22 protein-coding genes are annotated in these 22,323 nt (G+C 75.1%); 12 read left to right on the top strand and 10 right to left on the bottom strand.

Annotation, left to right across the window (positions count from 1 at the left end; translation table 11 throughout):
• Positions 1 to 267: 267 nt before the first annotated feature.
• Genes speB (ACI79I_RS10125) through ACI79I_RS10135 form a run of 3 tightly spaced genes read right to left on the bottom strand, consistent with a single transcriptional unit; the run spans position 268 to position 3,722 of the window.
• Positions 268 to 1,233, bottom strand: coding sequence for an agmatinase (gene speB, locus ACI79I_RS10125; protein WP_456992207.1), 966 nt, complete (start codon positions 1,231 to 1,233; stop codon positions 268 to 270).
• Positions 1,234 to 1,263: 30 nt separating this feature from the next.
• Positions 1,264 to 2,256, bottom strand: a complete 993-nt coding sequence (locus ACI79I_RS10130; protein WP_456992208.1) for a carbon-nitrogen hydrolase family protein — start codon at positions 2,254 to 2,256, stop codon at positions 1,264 to 1,266.
• The gene (locus ACI79I_RS10135; protein ID WP_456992209.1) at positions 2,253 to 3,722 is read right to left on the bottom strand and encodes a purine-cytosine permease family protein; all 1,470 of its coding nucleotides are present in this window, start codon (positions 3,720 to 3,722) and stop codon (positions 2,253 to 2,255) included. The genes ACI79I_RS10130 and ACI79I_RS10135 overlap by 4 nt, the downstream gene beginning before the upstream one ends.
• Before the next feature lie 126 nt (positions 3,723 to 3,848).
• Here ACI79I_RS10135 and ACI79I_RS10140 point away from each other — a divergent pair, with 126 nt between their 5' ends.
• Both ACI79I_RS10140 and ACI79I_RS10145 read left to right on the top strand, forming a co-directional pair.
• The gene (locus ACI79I_RS10140; RefSeq protein ID WP_456992210.1) at positions 3,849 to 5,381 is read left to right on the top strand and encodes a PucR family transcriptional regulator; all 1,533 of its coding nucleotides are present in this window, start codon (positions 3,849 to 3,851) and stop codon (positions 5,379 to 5,381) included.
• Between the two features lie 50 nt (positions 5,382 to 5,431).
• The gene (locus ACI79I_RS10145) at positions 5,432 to 6,226 is read left to right on the top strand and encodes a carbon-nitrogen hydrolase family protein (RefSeq protein WP_456992211.1); all 795 of its coding nucleotides are present in this window, start codon (positions 5,432 to 5,434) and stop codon (positions 6,224 to 6,226) included.
• A 3-nt stretch (positions 6,227 to 6,229) separates the two neighbouring features.
• Here ACI79I_RS10145 and ACI79I_RS10150 read toward each other — a convergent pair whose 3' ends face one another.
• Complete coding sequence (locus ACI79I_RS10150; RefSeq protein ID WP_456992212.1) at positions 6,230 to 7,438, bottom strand: saccharopine dehydrogenase family protein; 1,209 nt, start codon at positions 7,436 to 7,438, stop codon at positions 6,230 to 6,232.
• A 108-nt stretch (positions 7,439 to 7,546) separates the two neighbouring features.
• Here ACI79I_RS10150 and ACI79I_RS10155 point away from each other — a divergent pair, with 108 nt between their 5' ends.
• The 4 genes from ACI79I_RS10155 to ACI79I_RS10170 all read left to right on the top strand — a co-directional run bounded on the left by ACI79I_RS10155 (position 7,547) and on the right by ACI79I_RS10170 (position 11,408).
• Positions 7,547 to 9,055, top strand: a complete 1,509-nt coding sequence (locus tag ACI79I_RS10155; protein WP_456992214.1) for an APC family permease — start codon at positions 7,547 to 7,549, stop codon at positions 9,053 to 9,055.
• Positions 9,052 to 9,474 (top strand): universal stress protein, encoded by a 423-nt coding sequence (locus tag ACI79I_RS10160; protein WP_456992216.1) that lies wholly within the window; start codon positions 9,052 to 9,054, stop codon positions 9,472 to 9,474. Before ACI79I_RS10155 ends, ACI79I_RS10160 begins: the two co-directional genes overlap by 4 nt.
• Entirely contained in the window at positions 9,471 to 10,856 is a 1,386-nt protein-coding gene (locus ACI79I_RS10165) for an NAD(P)/FAD-dependent oxidoreductase (protein WP_456992217.1), read from the top strand. The genes ACI79I_RS10160 and ACI79I_RS10165 overlap by 4 nt, the downstream gene beginning before the upstream one ends.
• Before the next feature lie 174 nt (positions 10,857 to 11,030).
• On the top strand, positions 11,031 to 11,408 hold the full coding sequence (locus ACI79I_RS10170; RefSeq protein ID WP_456992218.1) for a hypothetical protein: 378 nt from the start codon (positions 11,031 to 11,033) through the stop codon (positions 11,406 to 11,408).
• 167 nt (positions 11,409 to 11,575) lie between these two features.
• Here the strand turns inward: ACI79I_RS10170 and ACI79I_RS10175 are convergent, their stop codons facing one another.
• Entirely contained in the window at positions 11,576 to 12,127 is a 552-nt protein-coding gene (locus tag ACI79I_RS10175) for a hypothetical protein (RefSeq protein ID WP_456992219.1), read from the bottom strand.
• A 230-nt stretch (positions 12,128 to 12,357) separates the two neighbouring features.
• Positions 12,358 to 13,749 (bottom strand): aspartate aminotransferase family protein, encoded by a 1,392-nt coding sequence (locus tag ACI79I_RS10180; protein ID WP_456992220.1) that lies wholly within the window; start codon positions 13,747 to 13,749, stop codon positions 12,358 to 12,360.
• A 152-nt stretch (positions 13,750 to 13,901) separates the two neighbouring features.
• Between ACI79I_RS10180 and ACI79I_RS10185 the strand changes: the two genes are divergently transcribed.
• Complete coding sequence (locus tag ACI79I_RS10185; protein WP_456992221.1) at positions 13,902 to 14,420, top strand: Lrp/AsnC family transcriptional regulator; 519 nt, start codon at positions 13,902 to 13,904, stop codon at positions 14,418 to 14,420.
• Between the two features lie 137 nt (positions 14,421 to 14,557).
• Here the strand turns inward: ACI79I_RS10185 and ACI79I_RS10190 are convergent, their stop codons facing one another.
• Both ACI79I_RS10190 and speB (ACI79I_RS10195) read right to left on the bottom strand, forming a co-directional pair.
• Entirely contained in the window at positions 14,558 to 16,438 is a 1,881-nt protein-coding gene (locus ACI79I_RS10190; protein ID WP_456992222.1) for a primary-amine oxidase, read from the bottom strand.
• On the bottom strand, positions 16,435 to 17,460 hold the full coding sequence (gene speB / locus ACI79I_RS10195; protein ID WP_456992223.1) for an agmatinase: 1,026 nt from the start codon (positions 17,458 to 17,460) through the stop codon (positions 16,435 to 16,437). Before speB (ACI79I_RS10195) ends, ACI79I_RS10190 begins: the two co-directional genes overlap by 4 nt.
• A 311-nt stretch (positions 17,461 to 17,771) precedes the next feature.
• On the opposite strand from speB (ACI79I_RS10195), the gene ACI79I_RS10200 reads away from it, so the two are divergent.
• Positions 17,772 to 19,301 carry an APC family permease gene (locus ACI79I_RS10200; RefSeq protein ID WP_456992224.1) on the top strand — a complete coding sequence of 510 codons (1,530 nt, stop codon included), beginning with the start codon at positions 17,772 to 17,774 and terminating at the stop codon, positions 19,299 to 19,301.
• Positions 19,302 to 19,317: 16 nt separating this feature from the next.
• On the opposite strand, the gene ACI79I_RS10205 is transcribed toward ACI79I_RS10200, so the two are convergent.
• Positions 19,318 to 19,761 (bottom strand): TIGR03618 family F420-dependent PPOX class oxidoreductase, encoded by a 444-nt coding sequence (locus ACI79I_RS10205; RefSeq protein WP_456992225.1) that lies wholly within the window; start codon positions 19,759 to 19,761, stop codon positions 19,318 to 19,320.
• A gap of 389 nt (positions 19,762 to 20,150) precedes the next feature.
• On the opposite strand from ACI79I_RS10205, the gene ACI79I_RS10210 reads away from it, so the two are divergent.
• Positions 20,151 to 20,525 (top strand): YidH family protein, encoded by a 375-nt coding sequence (locus ACI79I_RS10210; RefSeq protein WP_456992226.1) that lies wholly within the window; start codon positions 20,151 to 20,153, stop codon positions 20,523 to 20,525.
• Positions 20,522 to 20,872: a DUF202 domain-containing protein gene (locus tag ACI79I_RS10215; RefSeq protein WP_456992227.1), complete on the top strand. Its 351-nt coding sequence runs from the start codon at positions 20,522 to 20,524 to the stop codon at positions 20,870 to 20,872. The genes ACI79I_RS10210 and ACI79I_RS10215 overlap by 4 nt, the downstream gene beginning before the upstream one ends.
• A gap of 9 nt (positions 20,873 to 20,881) precedes the next feature.
• Here ACI79I_RS10215 and ACI79I_RS10220 read toward each other — a convergent pair whose 3' ends face one another.
• Positions 20,882 to 21,085 (bottom strand): hypothetical protein, encoded by a 204-nt coding sequence (locus tag ACI79I_RS10220; RefSeq protein WP_456992228.1) that lies wholly within the window; start codon positions 21,083 to 21,085, stop codon positions 20,882 to 20,884.
• Between the two features lie 68 nt (positions 21,086 to 21,153).
• Here ACI79I_RS10220 and ACI79I_RS10225 point away from each other — a divergent pair, with 68 nt between their 5' ends.
• Both ACI79I_RS10225 and ACI79I_RS10230 read left to right on the top strand, forming a co-directional pair.
• Positions 21,154 to 22,053 carry an alpha/beta fold hydrolase gene (locus tag ACI79I_RS10225; RefSeq protein WP_456992229.1) on the top strand — a complete coding sequence of 300 codons (900 nt, stop codon included), beginning with the start codon at positions 21,154 to 21,156 and terminating at the stop codon, positions 22,051 to 22,053.
• Positions 22,054 to 22,120: 67 nt separating this feature from the next.
• Positions 22,121 to 22,321: a DUF1918 domain-containing protein gene (locus tag ACI79I_RS10230; RefSeq protein ID WP_456992230.1), complete on the top strand. Its 201-nt coding sequence runs from the start codon at positions 22,121 to 22,123 to the stop codon at positions 22,319 to 22,321.
• Positions 22,322 to 22,323: the final 2 nt, after the last annotated feature.

The following is a 22,323-nucleotide window of genomic DNA, read 5'->3' on the forward strand; positions in this document are numbered from 1 at the left end:
CCACCTCGCGCGCATCCTGCGCGAGCACCTCCGGAGCGAGGACGCGGTGCTCTCCCGGTTGGGCGGCGACGAGCTGGCGGCCCTGCTGCCGGGGTGCGACGTCGCCGTCGCGGCGCGGCGTGGGGGGGGGCGGGGCCGCGCCCCCCCCCCCCCCCCCCCCCCCCCCCCCCCCCCCCCCCCCCCCCCCCCCCCCCCCCCCCCCCCCCCCCCCCCCCCCCCCCCCCCCCCCCCCCCCCCCCCCCCCCCCCCCCCCACGGCCGGGCCCGGTCAGGCGGGGGAGCCGTCCTGCCGGTTGAGCGCCAGCACCGACAGCAGCTCGTAGCCGACGTGCGCGGCGGCGATGCCGGTCAGCTCGGCGTGGTCGTAGGGCGGGGAGACCTCGACGATGTCGGCGCCGACGACGTCGACCCCGACCAGCCCGCGCAGGGTCTGCAGCAGCTCCCGGCTGGTCAGCCCGCCGGCCTCCGGCGTCCCCGTGCCGGGGGCGTGCGCCGGGTCCAGGACGTCGATGTCGACCGACACGTACACCGGGCCGCCGGCGAGCCGGCTGCGCATCCGCTCGACGATGCTGGCGACACCGTCGACCTCGTAGTCGTCGGAGCGGATCACCTGGAAGCCGAGCACGGCGTCGTCCTCGAGGTCCTGCTTGCCGTAGAGCGGGCCGCGGATGCCCATGTGCAGCGAGCGCTCGAGGTCGATCAGGCCCTCCTCGCTGGCGCGGCGGAACGGCGTGCCGTGGGTGTAGGGGGCGCCGAAGTAGGTGTCCCAGGTGTCCAGGTGCGCGTCGAAGTGCAGGACGGCCACCGGTCCGGAGTCCCGGGCGATCGAGCGCAGGATCGGCAGCGCGATGGTGTGGTCCCCGCCGATGGTGAGCAGCTGCGCGCCGTCCGCGCGCAGGTCGGTCACCGACCGGTCGATGGTCGCGATCGCGTCGTCGAGGTCGAACGGGTTGACGCCGATGTCACCGGCGTCGGCCACCTGCTGGCTGCCGAACGGGGTGGCGTCCAGCGCCGGGTTGTAGGGGCGCAGCAGCTTGGAGCTCGCCCGCACGTGGCCGGGGCCGAAGCGGGCCCCGGGCCGGTAGCTGACGCCGGAGTCGAACGGGACCCCGAGGACGGCGACGTCGGCGCGGGAGACCTCGTCGAGGCGGGGCAGCCGCGCGAACGTGGCCGGGCCGGCGTAGCGGGGGACCCGGGTGGCGTCCACGGGGCCGATGGGGTTCTGCTGTTCCACGGGGTCGACTCCAGGGGATCGGGGAGACGGTCAGCCGGCGGGATCGGCGGCCGGGACGTCGTCGGGCACCCAGCTGACCGCCGTGCGCGGGCGCCGGTCCACGGTGAGCCGGAAGACGTCGGCCCGGCTGGAGTGGCCCGCGACGTCGAGGTCGTGCTTGAAGGCGGTCGCGAGCTCCAGGTCCAGCTCGGCGTGGACGGTACCGGCCCCGTCGAGGGGCTCGGCCACCCACGAGCCGTCCGGGCCGGCCACGCCGCTGCCGCCGGGGAACCAGGTGCCCGTCGCGGGGGTGTCGGGGCCCACGCCCAGCCGGTAGGGCTCGCGCAGGTCCTCGGGGACGTCCTCGGCGCGCAGGTACTGGGCGGCGGAGACGACGAAGCAGCGGCCCTCGAAGGCGTAGGTGCGCACCGCGAGCGCGTGCACCTCGGTCATGTCCGGCCACAGCGCCAGGTGCACCTGCTCGTCCTGGGCGTGCAGCGCCTGGCGGATCAGCGGCTGCCAGTGCTCCCAGCACACCAGCCCGCCGACGCGGCCCACCGCCGTGGGGTGCACCTGCAGGCCCGACGCGTCCGGGGACGGCGCCCACACGATCCGCTCGGTGTGGGTCGGGACCAGCTTGCGGTGGACGCCGAGCGTGCCGCCGTCGCCGTCCAGGTACAGCAGCGAGTTGTACAGGGACCCGCCGGCCGCACCGGTCCGCTCGTTGAGGCCCATCGCGACGAGCACCCCGTGCCGGCGGGCCGCCGCCCGGAGCGGGTCGAGCTCGGGTCCGTCCACGGCGGGGCACTGCGCGAGCAGCCGGCCGTACCAGCGCCGCGCCTCCGCGTCGTCCCACCCGGCCAGGCCGAACACCCACGCCGGGTAGCCGGTCAGCCAGGTCTCCGGGAAGACGACCAGCTGCGCTCCCTCGGCGGCGGCGGCCCCGACGGCCGCGACCGCGCGGGCCACGCTCGCAGCCAGGTCGAGCACGGCGGGCGGCTCCTGGACGACGGCCACCCGGGCGGGCGCCGGGCGCGGGCTCATGCCGGCGCGTCGAACTGGTCGGGCTGGGCGAGGCCCTGGCGGACCAGCGCCTCGAGCTCCTCGTCGCTGCGGGCCCGGGCCCGCTCCTCGGCGGCGGTGTCGAGGTTGCGGCTCAGCAGCAGGTACAGGCCGCCGGCGACGACGAGCCCCACGACGAAGGAGACGTCCACGCCACCGAGCGCCTCGGCCACCGGGCCGGTGTAGGCGGTCGTGACGACGAACGGCACCATCGCGACGACCCCGGCCACGTAGGCGGTCAGCCCGCGGGCGGGCCAGGTCCCGTAGATGCCCCGTGGCTCGAAGATCTCGGTGATGGCGTAGTGGCCCCGGCGGACGAAGTAGAAGTCCACCAGGTTGACCGCCGTCCACGGGATCAGGAAGTAGAGCATCAGCAGCACGAAGGTGTTGAAGCTGCCGAGGTAGTCCTCGGGCAGCACCAGCGCGATGACCACGGCCAGGAGCATCACCACGACGATGCCCGTGACGCGGGTGCGCACCCCGGGGGTGATCCGGCGGAAGCCGTCGACCGCGCTGGCGCTGGTCAGCATGGCGCCGTAGGCGTTGACCGACATGATCCCGATCAGGGCCGGGACGGAGACCAGCACCAGCGCCGTCCCGAAGTGGGGGAACAGCTCGTTGCCGACCGCCACCAGGCTGCCGATCGCGTCGGGGGCCTCGAGCCGGTCGGCCAGCAGCGCCCCGAGGCTCATGAGCCAGATCGCCGACCCGGCCGCGCCGAGGTAGGTCCAGCCGATGACCTTCCCGGCCGGGGTGTCGGTCGGCAGGTAGCGGGAGTAGTCGGAGACGTAGACCGAGTAGCTGATCTGGTAGCCCGCGGCGAGGGAGAACATCGTGAGGAACCCGGTGAGGGTCCAGCCGGTCTCCACCGGCCGCGGGGCGTCGCCGAGGTGGACGATCGCCCAGACGGTGAAGACGCCGAAGGCCACCAGCAGGACGTAGGTCAGCCAGCGCTGCACGAAGTGCAGCAGGTCGTGGCCGACGACGGCGATCGCGATGCTCACCAGGGCCAGCACCGGGTACCAGAACCCCGGTCCGCCGGGCAGCACCAGCTGCAGCGCCTGGGTGGCGAGGATCAGGTCGAACACGATGAAGCCGACGTAGACGAAGACCGTCGCGGCGAAGGGCAGCACCGCGCCGCGGGAGCCGAACTGCGCGCGCGACTGGATCATCTGCGGCAGGCCCATCCGCGGGCCCTGGTTGGCGTGGAAGGCCATGAAGAAGGTGCCGAACCCGACGCCGAGGACGATGGCCAGCAGCGTCCAGCCCAGGGAGAGCCCCAGCGTCACGCCGATGAACCCGGTGACCATGGTGACCAGCACGAAGTTGCCGGCGAACCAGAACGGCCCCTGGTGCCAGACCTTGCCGTGGCGTTCGGCGCGGGGCACGTAGTCGATCGACCGCACCTCGATCCGGCTGCGCTCCGGGTTGCGCGTCGCGTCGCTCATCGGGTCCTCCACTGCCGGCTCCGGCGGCGCGCCGGAGATCACCGCCCGCGAGCGTCGCAGATCACATGCCCCCCGTGCGCTGGAGGAACCTCCCGGACTCGGATGACTTCGTTGTAGCTTCCTCCGATGGCCAGCACGCTGCGCGACCTGCTCGACGCCCCCGGCCTCGACCTGGAGCTGGTGGTCGACGGCGACCTGGACCGTCCCATCCGGTGGGTGCACGTGACCGAGCTGGCCGACCCCTCGCCCTACCTGGCAGGGGAGGAGCTGCTGCTCACCGCCGGGGTGTGGCGACGTCGGGGCGCCTCGTCCGGGGAGTTCGTCCGCGCCCTGGCCGGGCGCCGGGTGGCCGGTGTGGGCTACGGGCTGCTCGACCCCGGCGAGCGGGTGCCGCAGGCCCTGGTGCGCGCCTGCCGCGAGCACGGCGTGCCGCTGCTGGTGGTGGGCGTGCAGACCCCCTTCCTCGCCATCTCGCAGTGGTTCGTCGACCGGCTGACCCGGGAGAGCGAGGCCGTGCTGCGCGGGACGCTGCGGCTCACCACCGACCTGCTCGCCGCCGCGGAGACCGAGCCGACCGGGCCTGCCCTCGGCGCGGTCGCCGCGGTGCTCGGCCGGGCGATCGGGCGGGAGGTGTGGATCACCGACGGGGAGGGGGTGCCGCTGGCCTGGAGCCGCACGCCACCGGAGGACGCGGCGCGCGCGCTCCTCGCCGCGGAGGCCGGCCGCGCCACCGCGGCGGACGAGCCCCGCGACGTCGACGTCCCCGGGCGGGGCACCTGGCGGGTGCGGGCGGTGGTGGCCGGGCGCCGTCGCGTGGCGCTGCTCGCCGTCCCGGTCACCGGCGACGACCTGCTGGTGCGCGCCCGCACCGACGCCGCCGTCCCCATCGTCGGCCTGGTGCTGGCCCGCGAGCGGGCGGTCCGGGAGGCCGAGCGCCGGCTGTCGGGAGAGGTGGTGTCGCTGGTCCTCGGCCACCAGGACGAGCTGGCCGCGGCCCGGCTGGCGACCTACCGGTTGGACCCCGAGCACCCGCTGGTCGTGGTGGTGTGCCGGGTCCGCGACGGCGAGGCCGCGCTGGCGCTGGCGGAGCGATGGCGGGAGGACGCCGGGATCGACGCCGTCCTCGCCCTCCGCGGGACCGAGCTGTTCGCCGTCCTGTCCGGCGCCGCGGTCCAGGACGGCGGCGGGCCGCTCGCCGTCGGCACGGCGCTGGCCCGCCGGGTGCGCGCGGCAGGCGCGGGGGTGAGCTCCTCGGCCGACGGCGTCGCCACCCTGCGGCGCGCGGCGATCCAGGCGCAGCAGTCCGCCGAGCTCGCGCACGGGAGCGGCGCGGTGCTCTCCGACGAGCTGCGCGGCCGGCACGCCTACCTGCTGGCCCTGCAGGACCGCGGCGACGTGGAGGACTTCCGGCAGACGGTGCTCGGCGGGCTGGAGGAGCACGACCGGCGGCACGAGGCGCACCTGCTGCCCACGCTGCGGGCCTTCCTGGAGACCGGTGGCCGGTGGCAGGAGACCGCCGACCGCTTGCACGTGCACGTCAACACGCTGCGCCACCGCCTGGCCCGGGTCGAGCAGCTCACCGCGCGTCGGCTGGACAGCACGCCCGACCGGGTCGACCTCTGGCTGGCGCTGCAGGCTCCACCGGTCCGGGGCGGGTAGCGCGGGCTGCCATGCTGGTGCCCGCAGGTCCCGGACCGGAGAGGAGTCCCGTGCGCATCGCGCTGTTCCAGGGCCCGGCGGAGACGCCCGACCCCGAGGCCGGCCTCGCCGCGCTCGCCGCCGCTGCCCGGCGCGCCGCCGCGGCCGGCGCCCGCGTGCTGGTCACGCCCGAGATGTCGGTGACCGGGTACGCGCTGGGTCCGGAACGCGTCGCGGCGCTGGCCGAGCCGGTGCCCGGCCCGCTCACCGCCCGGGTCGCGGACATCGCCGCGGAGACGGGGCTGGCCATCGTCTACGGACACCCCGAGCGCACCGACGCCGGCGTCGCCAACAGCGTGCAGGTCGTCGACCGCGACGGCCGCCGGCTGGCCGGCTACCGCAAGGCGCACCTCTACGGCGAGCTGGACCGCAGCTCCTTCGTCCCCGGGGACGTCGGCGTCGTCCAGTTCCGCATCGACGACGTCGTCCTGGGGCTGCTGATCTGCTACGACATCGAGTTCCCCGAGGCGGCCCGCGCGCACGCGCTCGCGGGCACCGAGCTGCTGCTGGTCCCCACCGGGCTCATGGACCCCTACGACCAGATCAGCACGGTGCTGGTCCCGGCCCGCGCCCTGGAGAGCCAGCTGTTCGTCGCCTACGTCAACCGGATCGGCCAGGAGGGCGACTACACCTACCTCGGCGCCAGCTGCCTGATCGCCCCCGACGGCACCGCGCTGGCGCGCGCCGGGCGGGGGGAGGAGCTGCTGGTCGCCGACGTCGACCCGGCGGCGCTGCACGCGTCCCGGGCGGTGAACACCTACCTCAGCGACCGCCGTCCGGAGCTGTACGCGGGGCCGGCGGCCTGACCCCTACCCGCCCTCGCGCATCCCCCAGGGGGAGCCGTAGGCGGTGAGCAGCTCCAGGAAGGGCACCGCGTCGAAGGCCTCCGGGCCGAGCACGCCGCGGCCCTGCCACCGTCCGGTCGCCAGCAGCTCGAGGGCCACGACGGGGTTGACCGCGGTCTGCCACACCACGGCCTGCGACCCGTACTCGGCCATCGACCAGGCGTTGTCGACGACGTGGTACAGGTACACCTGGCGCGGGCGGCCGTCGGTGCCGGTGCCGCTCACCCACAACCCGGCGCAGGTCCGGCCGGTCATCAGCTCGCCGAGCCCGGCCGGGTCCGGCAGCGCGGCGGCGACCAGGTCGCGCGGGGAGACCTCGACGTCGCCGACCCGGATCGGCGTGGTGGAGTCCAGGCCGAGCCGGTGCAGGGTCTTCAGGACCTCGATGAACTCCGAGCCGAGCCCGTACTTGAAGGTGACCCGCCGGGCGTCGACCCACCGCGGCATGAGGAGCACCTCCTCGTGCTCCACGTTGACGCACTCGACCGGGCCGATGCCCTCGGGGAAGTCGAAGACCTCCGGCTCGCTGAAGGGCTCGGTGGTGAACCAGCCGCGCTCGCGCTCCCACACCACGGGCGGGTTGAGGCACTCCTCGATCGTGGTCCAGATGTTGAACGACGGGGCGAAGGAGTGGCCGCGCACCGTCAGGTCCGCGCCGTCCCGGACGCCGAGCTCGTCGATCTCGGTGAACAGGTGGTCGGCGGCGTACCGGGCGAAGACGTCGGAGAGCCCGGGCTCCACGCCCATGCCGACCAGGGCCAGCCGGCCGGCCGCCTCCCACTCGCCGGCCAGCGCGAACTGCTCGTCGCCGAGCTTGACCCCGGTCTCCTCGTGCGGCCGCGCCGGGTGCGGGCGCGACAGCGACATGGCCATGTCCAGGTAGTCGACGCTGGCGGCCAGCGCGGCGCGGAACAGCGGCATGACGAAGCGCGGGTCGGTCGCGTTCAGCAGCACCTGGCAGCCGTGCTCGGCCAGCAGCGCCCGGACGCCGTCCTCGTCGCTCGCGTCGACCCGGGCGGCGACGAACCGCGGGTCGCCGATCGCGGTGACCGCCTTCTCGGCGCGGGCGAGGTCGTAGTCGCTGACCACCAGCCGCTCCGCGAACCCCCGGCGGGCCGCGATCGCGGTGACCGCGCTGCCGACCCCGCCGGCGCCCACGAGCAGGATGCGCATCTCCACCTCCACAGGTGGCGGTCACCCTAGCCACTCGTTCCGTGGTCGGAACAGGCCTGGAACCGGCAAACCCTTGCCGACACGCGCTTGTGCTGCGATAACCGTCGCATGAGCGCGGACCCCGCGGAACCCGCCGTCCGCCCGGGCACGGAGCCGACGCTCCGCCCGGGCGCCATCGGCTTCGTCGACGCCCTCGTGATCGGGCTGGCGTCCACCTCGCCGGCGTACTCGCTGGCGGCCATCATCGGCGCCCTGGTGGCACTCACCGGGGTGAACACCCCCGGCGTGCTGCTGGCCTCGTTCGTGCCGATGCTGCTGATCGCCGCGGCCTTCGCCGCCCTGAACCGGGTCGACCCCGACTGCGGGACGACGTTCTCCTGGGTGACGCGGGCGATGGGGCCGTGGGCCGGCTGGATCGGCGGCTGGGCGATCACCATGACCGGCGTCCTGATCATCGGGTCCCTGGCCAACGTGGGCGTGGTCTTCGCGCTGCGGACGCTGAACCTGGACTCGCTGGCCGAGAACACGGTGGTCGTCCTCGTGCTGACCGTCGCGCTCATCCTGCTGATGACCTGGATCTGCGTGCTGGGCACCGAGCTCTCGGCCCGGCTGCAGAACGGGCTGATCCTCGCCCAGACCCTCGCCCTGCTGGTCTTCGCCGCGGTGGCGATCGTCCGCGGGGTCACCGGGGACAGCCCACTGGGGGGCCTGGACCCGAGCTGGAGCTGGCTCAACCCGTTCGGCGCCGGCGGGGCGGCGCTGTCCGGGGGGCTGCTGCTCGGGGTCTTCGCGTACTGGGGCTGGGAGTCGGCGGTCAACCTCACCGAGGAGACCCGCGACTCGACGTCCACCCCCGGCCGGGCCGCGATCGTCTCGACCATCGTCCTGCTGGTGACCTACGTGGGTGTCGCCGTCGCGGTCCTCGCCTTCGCCGGCACCGACTACCTGGCCGACAACGCCGACGAGGAGGAGGCGATCTTCGCGCTGCTGTCCACCGAGGTGATGGGCGGCTGGGACTGGGTGGTGCTGCTGTCGGTGGCCACCGCGGCCATCGCCTCGACGCAGACGACGATCCTCCCGGCCTCGCGCACCGGGCTGTCGATGGCGCGGCGGCACGCGTTCCCGCGCCGTTTCGGCCACATCTCGCCGCGCCACCGCACGCCGGACGTGTCGACCTGGTGGGTGGGCGGCATCGCCAGCGTCTGGTTCGTCGCGGTGAGCCTGCTCAGCGAGAACGCGCTGTTCGACTCGATCACCGCGCTGTCGCTGCTGATCGCCTTCTACTACGCGCTGACCGGCATCGCCTGCGCCGTCTACCACCGGCGGCAGCTGACCCGCAGCGTGTCGTCGTTCCTGCTCATCGGCCTGGGGCCGCTGGTCGGCGCGGGGCTGCTGATCTGGCTGCTGGTGCTCGCGATCCGCGACATCTCCGACCCGGAGAACTCCTACACCGGGCAGGCATGGCTGGGGGTCGGGCCCCCGCTGGTCATCGGCGTCGGCATCTTCCTCGTCGGCATCGTCCTGATGCTGGTCTGGCGGGCGAGGGACGGCCGGTACTGGCAGGAGCGCCCCGGCATCGCCGGTGACCGCATCGAGGTCGACGAGGACCTGCGGTGAGCATCGTCCTGGGCTACGACGAGTCGCCCGGATCCCGGCCGGCGCTGGAGATGGCGATCTCGCTGGCCGCGCGCTTCGACGAGCCGCTGGTGCTCGTCTACGGCGTCGAGCCGCCGGGCGGGGTCGGGGAGGAGTTCCAGGCCCACCAGCGGGCGATCGCCGAGCTGGGCCGGACGGCGGTGTCGCACGCGGTCGAGGAGGCTCAGGAGGCCGGCGTCGCGACGGTCGTGGAGGTGCTGTCGGAGAAGCCGGCCCAGGCGCTGATCGACGCCGCGCACCGGCACGACGGCCGGGTGATCGTCGTCGGGACGCGGGGGGAGAGCCCGTTGCGCGGTGCGTTCCTGGGCTCGGTGTCGCACAAGCTGCTGCACCTGTCCGACCGCCCCGTGCTGTGCGTCCCGGCGACCGAGGAGGGATGACGCCGCCGCGCTCGCTGTCCCTCTGGCACGACACGCTGCCCGCGGATGAGCTCGAGCGGCGGCGCCCGGCGCTGACCGGCCGGGTCGAGGCCGACGTCGCCGTGGTCGGGGCCGGGTTCACCGGGCTGTGGACCGCCCACTCCCTCGCCTGCCGGGACCCGGGTCTGCGGGTCGTCGTCCTCGAGCGGGAGTTCGCCGGGTTCGGCGCCTCCGGCCGCAACGGCGGCTGGCTGTCCGGCCTGCTGCCGGTCGAGCACGACGCCGTGGCCGCCGCCTCGTCCCCGGCCGCGGCCGCCGCCTGGCAGCGCGCGGCGTGGCACACCGTGGACGACGTGCTCCGGGTGGCCGACGCCGAGGGCATCGACGCGCGGGCGGACAGGGGCGGCCACCTGTGCCTGGCCCGCTCGGAGCCGCAGGCCCGCCGGCTGCTCGCCGAGGTCGCCGGGGCCCGCCGGCGGGGCGTCGCCGAGGAGGACCTGCGCTGGCTCTCCCGCGCGGAGGCGCGCGAGCGCGTCGCCGCCGACGGGGTCTTCGGCGCCACGTTCACCCCGCACTGCGCGGCGCTCGACCCGGCCCGGCTGGTGCGCGGGCTGGCCGAGGCGGTGGAGCGCCGCGGTGTCGTCGTCCACGAGGGGACGCCGGTCACCGAGATCGCCCCGCACCGGGTCCGCACCGCCGCCGGCGAGGTGCGGGCCGGCGTGGTGGTCCGGGCGCTCGAGGGCTACACGCCGGCCCTGCCCGGCCACCGCCGCACGCTGCTGCCGGTCCACTCGCTCGTGCTGGCGACCGAGCCGCTGCCCGAGGGCTCCTGGGCGGAGGTCGGCTGGCGCGGCCGGGAGACCCTGAACGACGCCCGCCGGCTGCTCCTCTACGCCCAGCGCACGCGCGACGGCCGGATCGTGTTCGGCGGCCGCGGCGCGCCGTACCGCTTCGGGTCCCGGACCTCCGGAGGAGCCGAGCACGCCCGCGGGGTGCACGACGCGCTGCGCCGCAGCCTCGCCGAGCTGTTCCCGGCGCTGGCCGGCGTCCGCGTGACCCACCGGTGGGGCGGCGTGCTCGGCGTGCCGCGGGACGGGTGGCCGTCGGTCGGCCTCGACCCGGGCACGGGGCTCGCGCACGCGGGCGGCTACAGCGGGGACGGCGTCGCGCTGGCCGCCCTCGCCGGGCGCACCCTCGCCGACCTGGTCACCGGCCGGGACAGCGAGCTGGTCCGGCTGCCCTGGGTGGGGCACCGTTCACCCCGGTTCGAACCCGAGCCCCTGCGCTGGCTCGGCGTCAACGCCGGGATCCGCCTGGCCGGGCTGATCGACGACCGCGAGCGGCGCACCGGACGCCCGGCCCGGCTGCTCGACCGGGCGATGACCGCCCTCACCGGGCACTGAGGCCCTCCCGGGGCATGGCGACGTCGCCCAGGCGGTCGGCTCCGCGCCGGGGCGTGGCCGCGGGAACGGGGTCGGGGCGCACCTCGCCGGCGCCCGACGCGGAAGGCACGGGTGACCGTGTGTGCCACGGTTCGCCAAGCGGCTGGGGACCCAGCAGGACCTGGCGCGCGGACCGTGGCAGACGGGGGACTCCGCGGCGAGGCTGCTGGCACTGCTGATCTGCCGGCAAAGCAGTTCGAGCGCACCGAGCTGGACGCCATGCTGCGTCAGGCGCGGACCCCGAAGGTGCGCGACTGGCTCGTGGACCACGTGGTCGAGGAGAGCCCGCACGCCGAGGACCTGCGGCCGGCCTGGTCCGCCGACCCGGACCCGGTGGTGGCCAGTGCCGGCTGGGAACTCACCACCGGACGCGTGGCGGAGAAGCCCGAGGGCCTCGACCTCCCGGCACTCCTCGACCGCATCGAGGCGGAGATGGAGGACGCCCCGGGCTGCACGTCTCCCTACGCGCCCATCTGGATCACCGAGATGGTGAGCCGCCAGCGCGGCGGGTGAGGGAGCCGCGAGGAGCACCGATCGCTCGGCGGACCTCGTCGCTCGCTCGAGGGCTGCAGCCGGCGATGGTGGTCCCTGGCGGTCCGGCCGGGCCGGCGTTCCTGAGCGTCCTCCGGAGACGCCTGCCGGGTGCGGGTCCCGGCAACCGTCAGACGGTCTCGCGGCGTTCAGTCACCGTCGTCCCGCGGCCGGTGCTGCGCGGACGCCCGGTCGACCTCGTCCTGCTCACGGTCCGCCTCGGCCGCGGTCCGGTCACGCGCAGCCGCTTCCCGGTCGGCTCGGGCGGCCTCGCGGTCCCGGCTCGCTGCGAGCCTGTCCTGCCGCGCCGCCTCGCGGTCGGAGTCGTCGGCGCTCCGGTCGTCCGCGGCCAGGCTCCGACGGGTCGCCTCCGTCTCCTCGTCGATGAGGGCCTGCTCCTCACGCGCTCCCGCCCTGCCCTCGCCGACCGGGTGCCGCGCCCATCGCCCCTGCGCCGCACCGGGCGCTGCGGCCGTGGCGTCCCGGCGGCCCGCGGCAACCGCGCGGTCCACGGCCCGCTCGTCGCGCTCCACCGCGGCCTCGTCCCGCTGGCGAGCCGCTCGGTCCCGCGACACCGCCGCCTCGTCCCGCCCCGACGCGGCCTGTCCCCGGGCGTGGCGGGCGGCGGACCTCCGCTGGTCGGCGTCCTCCGCGGTGCCGGCCTCCGCATTCCTCGACGCGCGCTCGTCCGACGGCTCCATGGGCGAAGGCTCTCCCGCCGGGCGCTCTCCGACAAGGGCGGTCCGGGACGGCGACGGGACCCCGTGCGCCCCTCGAGGGGCGGCGCGTCGGTGGGCGGTGCCCGACGAGGCACACCGGGGACGACCCAGCGGGGACCAGCCCACGCGAGTGGGGTCGACCGGTCGTCTGCAGGCGACCGGTCGACCCCCCTCGCCCGGCTGTCCTGCCTGTCAGAGCCTGGCCCAGCCTGTCAGAGCCTGGCCCAGGCCTCGGTCAGGACCGACCGGAGCACCTGCTCCATCTCGTCGAACTCCGCCTGCCCGCAGATCAGCGGCGGGGCGAGCTGGACGACCGGGTCCCCGCGGTCGTCGGCGCGGCAGTACAGGCCGGCCTCGAACAGCGCGCCGGAGAGGAACCCGCGCAGCAGCCGCTCGGACTCCTCGGCGTCGAAGGTCTCCTTGGTCGCCTTGTCCTTGACCAGTTCGATCCCGTAGAAGTACCCGTCGCCGCGGACGTCGCCGACGATCGGCAGGTCCAGCAGCCGCTCCAGCGTGACGCGGAAGGCGCCCTCGTTGTCGAGCACGCGCCGGTCGAGGCCCTCCTCCTCGAACAGGTCGAGGTTGGCCAGGGCGACCGCGCAGCTGACCGGGTGCCCGCCGAAGGTGTAGCCGTGCGGGAAGGACGCCGTCCCGCGCAGGAAGGGCTCCACGACCCGGTCGGAGGCGATCATCGCGCCGATGGGGGAGTAGCCCGAGGTCATCCCCTTGGCGCAGGTGATCATGTCCGGCGTGTAGCCGAACTTGTCGCAGGCGAAGGTCGTGCCCAGCCGGCCGAAGGCGCAGATGACCTCGTCGCTCACCAGCAGCACGTCGTACCGGTCGCAGATCTCCCGCACCCGGGCGAAGTAGCCCGGCGGCGGGGGGAAGCAGCCGCCGGCGTTCTGCACCGGCTCGAGGAAGACCGCGGCGACCGTCTCGGGCCCCTCGAAGAGGATGGCCTGCTCGATCTGGTCGGCGGCCCACCGGCCGAACGCCTCGGGGTCGTCGCCGAACAGCGGGGCCCGGTAGAGGTTGGTGTTGGGCACCCGGACCGAGCCGGGCACCAGCGGCTCGAAGACCTCCTTGAGCGCCGGGACGCCGGTGATCGACAGCGCGCCGTGCGTCGTCCCGTGGTAGGCCACCGCCCGGCTGACGACCTTGGTCTTGCCCGGCCTGCCGGTCAGCTTGAAGTACTGCTTGGCCGCCTTCCACGCCGTCTCCACCGCCTCGCTGCCGCCGGTGGTGAAGAAGACCCGGTTCAGGTCACCGGGTGCCGCGGCGGCCAGCCGCTGGGACAGCTCGATCGCCGCCGGGTGGGCGTAGGACCACAGCGGGAAGAACGCCAGCTCCTCGGACTGCCGGGCGGCGGCCTCGGCCAGGGCCCGGCGCCCGTGCCCGGCCTGGACGACGAACAGGCCCGACAGCCCGTCGAGGTAGCGCCGGCCGCGGTCGTCGAAGAGCTCCGCCCCCCGGCCGCGCACGATGACCGGCGGCGGGGTCTCGCGGTAGGCGCCCATCCGCGAGAAGTGCAGCCACAGGTTCGCGGTGGCCTCCGCGCCGACCGGCTGACCCGGTGCGGTGACGTCCTGCTCGGTGGTGGTCATGACTGCGGATCCCGTCGTCAGGAGAGGAGGGAGGTGGCGGAATCGTAGCGAGGAGCCGCCCGCACAAACCATGCCGACAGCGACGGTGCCCGGATACGATCCGCACAGCCCGGAGCCGCCGGGGCGAGGGACACGGGCGGGGAGGGGTGGGGATGACCATCCGGGGACAGTTCGTGCTGGACGACGTGTCGCGCGCCATCATCGAGCAGCTCCAGGAGGACGGCCGCCGTCCCTATGCCCGCATCGCCGGCGCCGTGGGGCTCTCCGAGGCCGCGGTGCGGCAGCGGGTGCAGCGGCTGCTCGACGCCGGCGTCATGCAGATCGTGGCGGTCACCGACCCGCTGCAGGTCGGCTTCTCGCGGCAGGCGATGGTCGGCGTGCGGACCAGCGGTGACGCCCGGGCGGTCGCCGACCGGCTCGCCGAGTTCACCGAGGTCGACTACGTCGTCATCACGGCCGGCTCGGTCGACCTGCTCGTCGAGGTGGTCTGCGAGGACGACGACCAGCTGCTCGAGCTGGTCGCCCGGATCCGCGCCGTGGACGGCGTGGAGTCCACCGAGACGCACCTCTACCTCGGGCTGCGCAAGCAGACCTACGCCTGGGGCACCCGGCGGTCCCCGGTGCTCGTCAGCGAACCGGACCCCGGAGTGGGCACCCGACCCCCGGGTTGAGCACGGGGCCGGTGCCGGTCGGCACGGCGCGACCCGCCGTGCCGACCGGCGACACCCCCACGACCACCGCCCCGTCCGGTGGCCCCGTGCAGCGTCCCGCCACGCGCTCGCGAGTGGCGGGGGGCGAGGGGGTCCTCCTAGTGGCAGCGCGACGGGGCGGGCGGCACGTCCAGCGCCGGGTTGCGGTCGAAGAAGCCGACCGGCTTGAGCTCGAAGCTCACCACGTCGACCGGCATGACCGGCCAGTCCTCCGGCCGCGGCACGTGGTGGATGCCGAACACGTGCCACAGCACCAGGTCGGTGTCCACCAGGGGGCGGTCGGCCTCCTGCCAGACCGGCAGCCCCGCGTCGCGGCGGCTCTGGTTGCAGAACTCGCCGGCGGGCCAGCGCTCCTCCTCGGCGTAGCGGGAGACCCACACCGGGTGGTCGATGACCTGCGCCCGCTGCCGGAACGGCGCCTCCGGGTGGGCCAGCGACGGGAGCGGTGAGTTGGCGTAGAGCTTGTACCCGGGCGCCGTCCCCAGCCGGTTGGTCTTGGTCCGGTTGACGACCTTGACCGCGCGCTGGGTGGCGAAGTCGACGTCCAGGCGCCCCTGGGACTCGCTCTCCACCGCGCGGCTGCGCGTGACGACGGCCAGACCGTGCGGGTTGTCCGCCGACACCGGCAGCGCCTCGCTCTCGGTGACGACGACGGTGTTCTCGGGCCCGTCGACCTCCATGTCGAGCCGGGCGACCACGAAGTGCTGGTGGATCGGCGCGTAGGTGCGCTCGTCGACCACCGTGCCGTAGGGCGGGGCCTCCTCGTCGAACGAGCTGGTGACCATGATCCCGGTGGCCCGGACCTCGCACTGGATCGTGCCGTCCTGGTAGAAGCGCCAGTAGGTCAGGTACTCGTAGTTCGCCACCGTGGCGTGGAACGAGACCACCATCCGCCGCGAGCGCCGCACCTGCGCGCCGGCCTGCTCGTCGACGTGCTTCCACAGCACGCCGTCGTCCTCCTCGTGCAGGCAGATGGCATTGGTGATCGTGTAGGGCTCGCCGCGGCTGTCGTGCAGGACGGCGTCGACGTAGGTGATCTCGCCGAGGCAGTCGCAGCCGAGCTCCAGCGAGGTGGTCATGAAGCCCAGCCCCCACTCGCCGATGTCGAAGGCGGTCCGCCGGTGGTGGTCGGGGCTGGGGTCGCGGTAGGGGACGACCATCTCGGCGAAGCTCATCCGGTGCGCGATGGGGCGCCCGTCGTAGGCCACCCGGTGGATCACCAGGCCCTCGCGGTGGTTGAACCCCAGCCGCATCGACCAGCCCTGCCAGCGCAGCTCGTGGCCGTCGAGGGTGAAGGAGACGCCCTCGGGCTGGGTGATCTCCAGCGCCTTCACGTCGGTCCGCTGCGTCAGGCCCGGCACCAGGGAGGGCACGTACTCGCCCATGACGTCCGGCTGCGCCGGTGGTGGGGAGTCCTCGACGTGCAGCAGCTCCATCGTGTTGAGGTCGACGACGAAGTGCAGGCCCATCACCGGGTTGGCGTAGGGGTTGCCGCCCGGCACCGCGCGGCGCCAGACGTCGGTCCACCCGACGCGGCGGTCCTGCAGGCCCTGCGGGATCAGCGAGTGGCCGTAGGCCCAGGTGTCGATGAGCACCAGGTCGAGGTCGGTGATGCCGCGCCGGCTCAGCGCGGCCACGACGTCCGGGTGCTCGACCAGCGCCTCGTGCGCCTCGTGCCACTCGTCGAGGGTCATGTTGGCCTGCTGGCCGGGCACCGCCTCCCACGAGACGACGGCGTCGTCGGTCAGCGACACCACCGCCTTGTACGGCGTCCCCTCGTCGCGGCTCCAGCAGGTCACCCGGGCCTCGCGGCGGATCGGGTCGCCGGGGGCGAAGGCCCGGACGACGTCCTTGGCCGGCTCGCGCAGCTCGATGGAGGCGAACCGCCAACGCTCGTCGACGCCGCGGTCGCGGCGCAGGATCGCCGCCGCGGTCCGGAACTCGTCAGCGGTCAGCGGGTCGAGCGGGTGGGCGGTCACGGCGTGTCCTCCGGAGCGGGTCGGTCGGCGAGCAGGGGCAGGGACGGGTCCCAGCGGCCGCCGTCGCGGCGGCGGCGGGCGATCGCCGACAGCGCCTCCAGGACCACCCGGTTGGCCAGGGCCGCGGTGATGTCGGCGTGGTCGTAGGGCGGGCTGACCTCGACCACGTCGACGCCGACGACCGGCAGCTCCAGGCAGATCCGGCGCACCGAGTCCAGCAGCTGCCGGGCGGTGAGACCGCCGGGCTCGGGGGTGCCGGTGCCCGGCGCGTGCCCGGGGTCGCAGACGTCGATGTCGACGGAGAGGAACACGCCCTCGCACTCGTCGGTGGCGGTGCCGAACGCCTCGGTCAGGCACTCCTCCAGGCCGCGGTGCCCGATCTCGGTCATCTCGTAGGAGCGCATCCGCTGGGCGGCCATCCAGTCCAGCGTCTCCGGCGGGGGCCAGTAGCCGCGCAGGCCGATCTGCAGGAACCGGTCGCCGCGCAGCGCGCCGGACTCGATCAGCCGGCGCATCGGCTGGCCGTGCCCCCACAGCGAGCCGAACTCGATGTCGCCGGTGTCGGCGTGCGCGTCGAAGTGGATCATCGACACCCGGCCGTGGCCGAGGACGTTGGCCACGCCCTTGGCGTCGGCGAAGGCGATGGAGTGGTCCCCGCCCAGGACGACCGGGATCGCCCCGGCGCGGGCCACCGTCTCGACGGCCGCCTCCAGCGCGGGCAGGGCGGTCTCGATGTCGCCGGAGTACATCTCGACGTCGCCGGCGTCGAGCACCCGCAGGTCGCGCAGCCCGTCGGTGCGCAGCGCCAGGCTGGGCCGCGAGCCGTCGTGGGGGAGGTAGTCGGTCATCCGGATGGCCTGCGGACCGAACCGGGTGCCCGGCCGGTGCGAGGTCCCGCCGTCGAACGGGGCGCCGAGGACGACGACGTCGGCCCCGGCGAAGGACGCCGGGTCGCCGAGGTCGCAGCGGTCGACGCCGAGGAAGGTGATGTCGGGCCCGTACTGGGCGCCGTAGCGGGGCATGTGCGTCGTCCTGGGGGGTCGGGGGCGGTGCAGGGGAGCGCGGGGCCCCGCGGGAAGCTCACCACCCGGCGCGCGGCCGGTCAACGGAAACAGAAGCCATGTCGCGGTCACGCGCCCGAAACAGTCGTCGGTAACAGTCGGCACGCCGGGATCCGTGCGCTGGATCGTGCCGGACCGTCGTCCTCGGCGGCGCCGGGTGTACACCACGGACCCTTCCCGGCGGGGCCGCCGCCTGGCTGGCTGCCCGTGTGACCCCCGGCACACCGCCGGGGCGCGACGCGCCGCCCGGCGGCGCCGACGAGGAGGACCGCATGACGGTGGACCAGCGGCCGGCGACCGGCCACGCCGACCTCCGGGCCAAGGGCCTGTCCAGGAACTCGGTGGGCTTGCTCGCCAGCGTGGTCCTCGGCATCTCGAGCATCGCGCCGGTCTACGCGCTCACCGCGACCCTGGGGCCGACGGTGGCCGAGGTGGGGCTGCAGATGCCGGCGGTCTTCCTCGCCGGGTTCCTGCCGATGCTGCTGGTCGCCTACGCCTACCGGGAGCTCAACCGGGAGGCGCCCGACTGCGGCACCTCCTTCACCTGGACGACCAAGGCGTTCACCCCCTACGTCGGCTGGCTGTGCGGCTGGGGCGCGCTGCTGGCCACGATCATCGTGCTGTCGAACCTGGCCGGGGTCGCGGTCTCCTTCTTCTACCTGCTGCTCGGCGAGGTCACCGGCTCGGAGTCGGTCGCGGCGCTCGGCGACGACACGCTGGTCAACGTGCTGACCTGCGTGGCCTTCGTCGCGCTGGCCACCTGGGTGACCTACCGCGGCGTCGAGGTCACCAAGCGGCTGCAGTACGTGCTGGTCGGCTTCCAGATGGCCGTCCTCGCGCTGTTCGCCGTCCTGGCGATCGCCAAGGCCGGCGACGCGCCGGGCAGCACCCCCTTCGACGCCTCCTGGCTGGACCCGACCGCCATCCCCTCGTGGTCGGCCTTCACCGCCGGGCTGTCCCTGTCACTGTTCATCTACTGGGGCTGGGACACCTGCCTGACGGTCAACGAGGAGACCACCGGCAGCGCCCGGACGCCGGGCCGCGCGGCGCTGCTCACGATGCTGGTCATCATCGTCACCTACCTGGGCGTGGCGATCGTGGTGCAGGCGTACGCCGGCGTCGGCACCGAGGGCACGGGCCTGGGCAACCCGGACACCAGCGACAACGTCTTCGCCGCGCTGGCCGGGCCGGTCATGGGCCCGGGGCTGGCCTTCCTGCTGTTCCTCGCCGTCGTCGCCAGCTCGGCGTCCTCGCTGCAGACGACGTTCCTGCCGCCGACCCGCACGATGCTGGCCATGGCCACCTACGGCGCGCTGCCCCGGCGGCTGGCGCAGGTGCACCCGCGCTTCCTCACCCCGTCGACCGCCACGCTGGTCGCCGGCGCCGGGACGGCGGCGTTCTACGTGGGCATGACGCTGATCAGCGAGAACGTCCTCATCGACACCATCTACGCGCTCGGGCTGATGATCTGCTTCTACTACGGGCTGACCGCCTTCGCCTGCGTCTGGTACTTCCGCCGCGAGCTGCGCCGCAGCGGCCGCGACCTGCTGGTCAAGGGCGTGGTGCCGCTGCTGGGCGGCCTGGCGCTGGCCGCCGTCTTCGTCCAGACGGCGGTCGACACCCTCGACCCGGCCTACGGCAGCGGCTCGTCGGTGTTCGGGGTGGGCAGCGTGTTCGTCATCGGGATCGGCCTGCTGCTGGCCGGGGGAGTGCTCATGCTGCTGTGGCGGTCGCGGCACCCGGAGTTCTTCCGCGGGGAGACGCTGCGTCGTGACACCGCGGCCCTCGTGTTCGACGAGTGACCCACGGCGGCGGAGCTCACCCGACGCCGTAGACCCGCACCGGCTCGACGAGGACGGCGGTGCGCCGCTGCTCGGCCATGACCCGGTCGTACTCGGCCCAGTCGTCGTGCCGGCCGCCGGCCGCGGTGAACACCTCGCGCAGCAGCAGCCGCAGCCGTTCGGGGTCGGTCAGCCAGGGCCGGGGGTCGTCGGGCCCGGCCAGCTCCGCGCGGCCCTCGGCCGTCGCCCACTGCCAGCCGTGCCGGACGGTCACGGCGACCTGGGGGCGGGCGCGCAGGTTGGTCAGCTTGACCGGGCCGTAGGTCACGAAGCCCAGGACCGGCTGCCCGGTCGCGGGGTGGGGGAGCACCCCCGCGTTCACCACCGAGGCCTGGATGGTCCCGTCCGCCCGGACCGTGGACACGACGGCGAGGTGGGACTCGCTCGCGGCGAGGGCCGCGACGTCGTCGAGGCTGGTCACGGGTGCAGCCTGGCACCGACCCCCGCCCGGTGGCGGCCCCCGGTCCCCGGCGTGCGCGCCGCCGGTCCCCAGGGTCCGGCGGAGCCGTGCCCCGACCGCGGGGAGGGGTCCCGGCCGTCCTCGGAGGACCCGACGGTGGCGAACCCGGTCAGCGCCGCGAGACGCCCACCGACCGGACGACCCTCGCCGCCACCGAGCTGTGGGCCGTCCGCCGCGGCGCAGTCCTGGTCACCCCGGCATCCTGGGCTCTGCTCGTGACGCTGCGTCACGGGTCGGCCGCGAGCCGCCCGGTCCTGCGACGGGGTCCCCCCTGCGGATGTCCGGGCGGCGGGCCGGCGCGGGGGGTGCAGGATCGGCCGCGTGGACCACCCATCTCGGCACCTCGACCGGTGAGCGGAGCGCGGCCGCGCGGCCGCTTCCCGCGGGCGGTCTACGGGCAGGGGGAGGAGCCCGACCCCCGGTTCAGCCTGGCCAACGAGCGGACCTTCCTCGCGTGGATCCGCACGTCCCTGGCGCTGGCCGCGGCCGGCGTGGCGCTGGAGGCGCTGGAGATCCCGCCCTCGGCCGGGCTGCGCCTGGCCTGCGCCCTCGTGCTGGTCGGCCTGGCGGTCCTGGCGCCACTCCAGGCGTGGTGGGGCTGGGTCGCCACCGAGCGGGCGATGCGCCTGGGGCGGCCGCTGCCGGCGCCCCGGCTGTCCCCGCTCATCGCCGCCGGCACGCTCGCCGCGGGCGTCCTCCTGCTGCTCGGCCTGGTGGTGCGGTGAGTGCGCTCTCCGGCCGCGGCGGGAACGCCGGCCTGCAGGCCGAGCGCACCGCGCTGGCCTGGCGGCGCACGGCCCTGGCCCTGGCCGTGGGCGCGGTGGGTGCCGGCCGCCTGGCCGCGCCGGTGGTCGGCGCCGTGGCCGTCGCGGTGGCGGGGGTGGGCCTGGTGCAGGCCGTGGCCGTGGCCGTCGCCGCGCAGCGGAGGTACCGGGCCGCCGTCGGGTCCCCCGGAGCGGGCGCGGACCTCCCGGCCGTGCGCGCCGGCGGGCTGTCGATCGCGGCCCTGGCCCTCAGCGGGGTCGTCGTCGGGCTGCTCGCGCTGGCGTTCGTCCTCGGCCCGGCCCGCTGAGCCGGCCGGTCAGGACCCGGCCAGCCGCGCGCACTCCGGGCACGGGTCGGCCGAGCCCAGGCCGCGCCGCCCGCTCCAGCTCCCCTGGACGACGGCGACCGGGGTGCCACAGACCGCCACCCACGGCGGTGGCCCGTCCGCGGCCTCCCGGGGGACGGCGTGCGCCCGCTGCGACTCCTGGTCCCGGCCGGCCGCGTGCGCGCTGCTCGTCATGTCCTCCAGCATGGGCCCCGCCGAAACCGGGTCGACGGACCGGTCGCCCGGCGGTCAGGGTGGACGTCGTGGAACACCGGATCCCCGTGGCGCCGGACGTCGAGCTGTGGGCCGAGGAGCGCGGCGGGGCGGGTGGGGGAGAGGGCACGGCGACGCCGCTGCTGCTGGTCATGGGGGCCAACGCCAGCGGCATCACGTGGCCCGACGCGCTGGTCGACCGGCTCGCCCGCCGGCACCGGGTGGTCCGGTACGACCACCGCGACACCGGCCGCTCGACGCGCGCCTTCGAGCAGCGGCCCTACGCCGTCCGGGACCTCGCCACCGACGCCGTCCGGGTCCTCGACGCGCTCGGCATCGAGCGGGCGCACGTGGTCGGCATGTCGATGGGCGGCACGCTGGTCCAGCTGCTGCTGCTCGACGCCCCCGACCGGCTGCGCAGCGCCACCCTCCTCTGCACCTCCGCGCTCGGCACCGGGCTGGCCGACGTCGCGGGCGAGAGCGACCTGCCCGGGCCCGACCCCCGGCTGCTGGCGTACTGGGCGTCGATGGGGGAGGAGCGGGACACCGACGCCGAGCTGGCCTGGCGGGTCGAGCACTGGCGGCTGCTGGCGGGGGACGGCGTGCCGTTCGACCCGGCGGAGTTCCGGGCGCTCGAGGAGCGGGTGGTCGCCCACAGCGGCACCTCCCGCGGCCCGGTGGCCCACGCGCTCGCCGACCAGTCCGGCCTCGACCGCGGAGCCGAGCTGGCCGCCGTCCGGGTGCCGACGCTGGTCGTCGAGGCGCCGCTGGACCCGGTCAACCCGCCGCCGCACGCGGCACACCTCGCGCAGGTCATCGGCTCCGCCCGGCTGGTCACCGTCCCCGGGATGGGCCACGCCCTGCCGGCCGCCGTGGTCGGTCCGCTGGCCGAGGCCATCGCCGGCCACACCGCCGCGGTCGACGCTGCCGAACAGACCCGGGCCCCTTGATCGGCCCCCGGCCCCCGGGCAGGCTGTGAGGCACAACACACACCGGGTCAGTCGCCGGGAGGTCGCCGTGGAAGCACGCGTCGGGGACAGGATCGTCGTCCACTCCACCCACCAGGGAGAGCCGGAGCGCACCGGCAGGGTGCTCGAGGTGCGCGGTCAGGGCGGGAGTCCGCCCTACGTCGTCCAGTGGGACCCCGACGGGCACACCGGGGTCTTCCACCCGGCCGCGGGCTCGTGCGCCGTCGTCCCCGAGCCGGCGAACGGCTGAGC

This window comes from Geodermatophilus sp. SYSU D01105, from assembly GCF_054050095.1.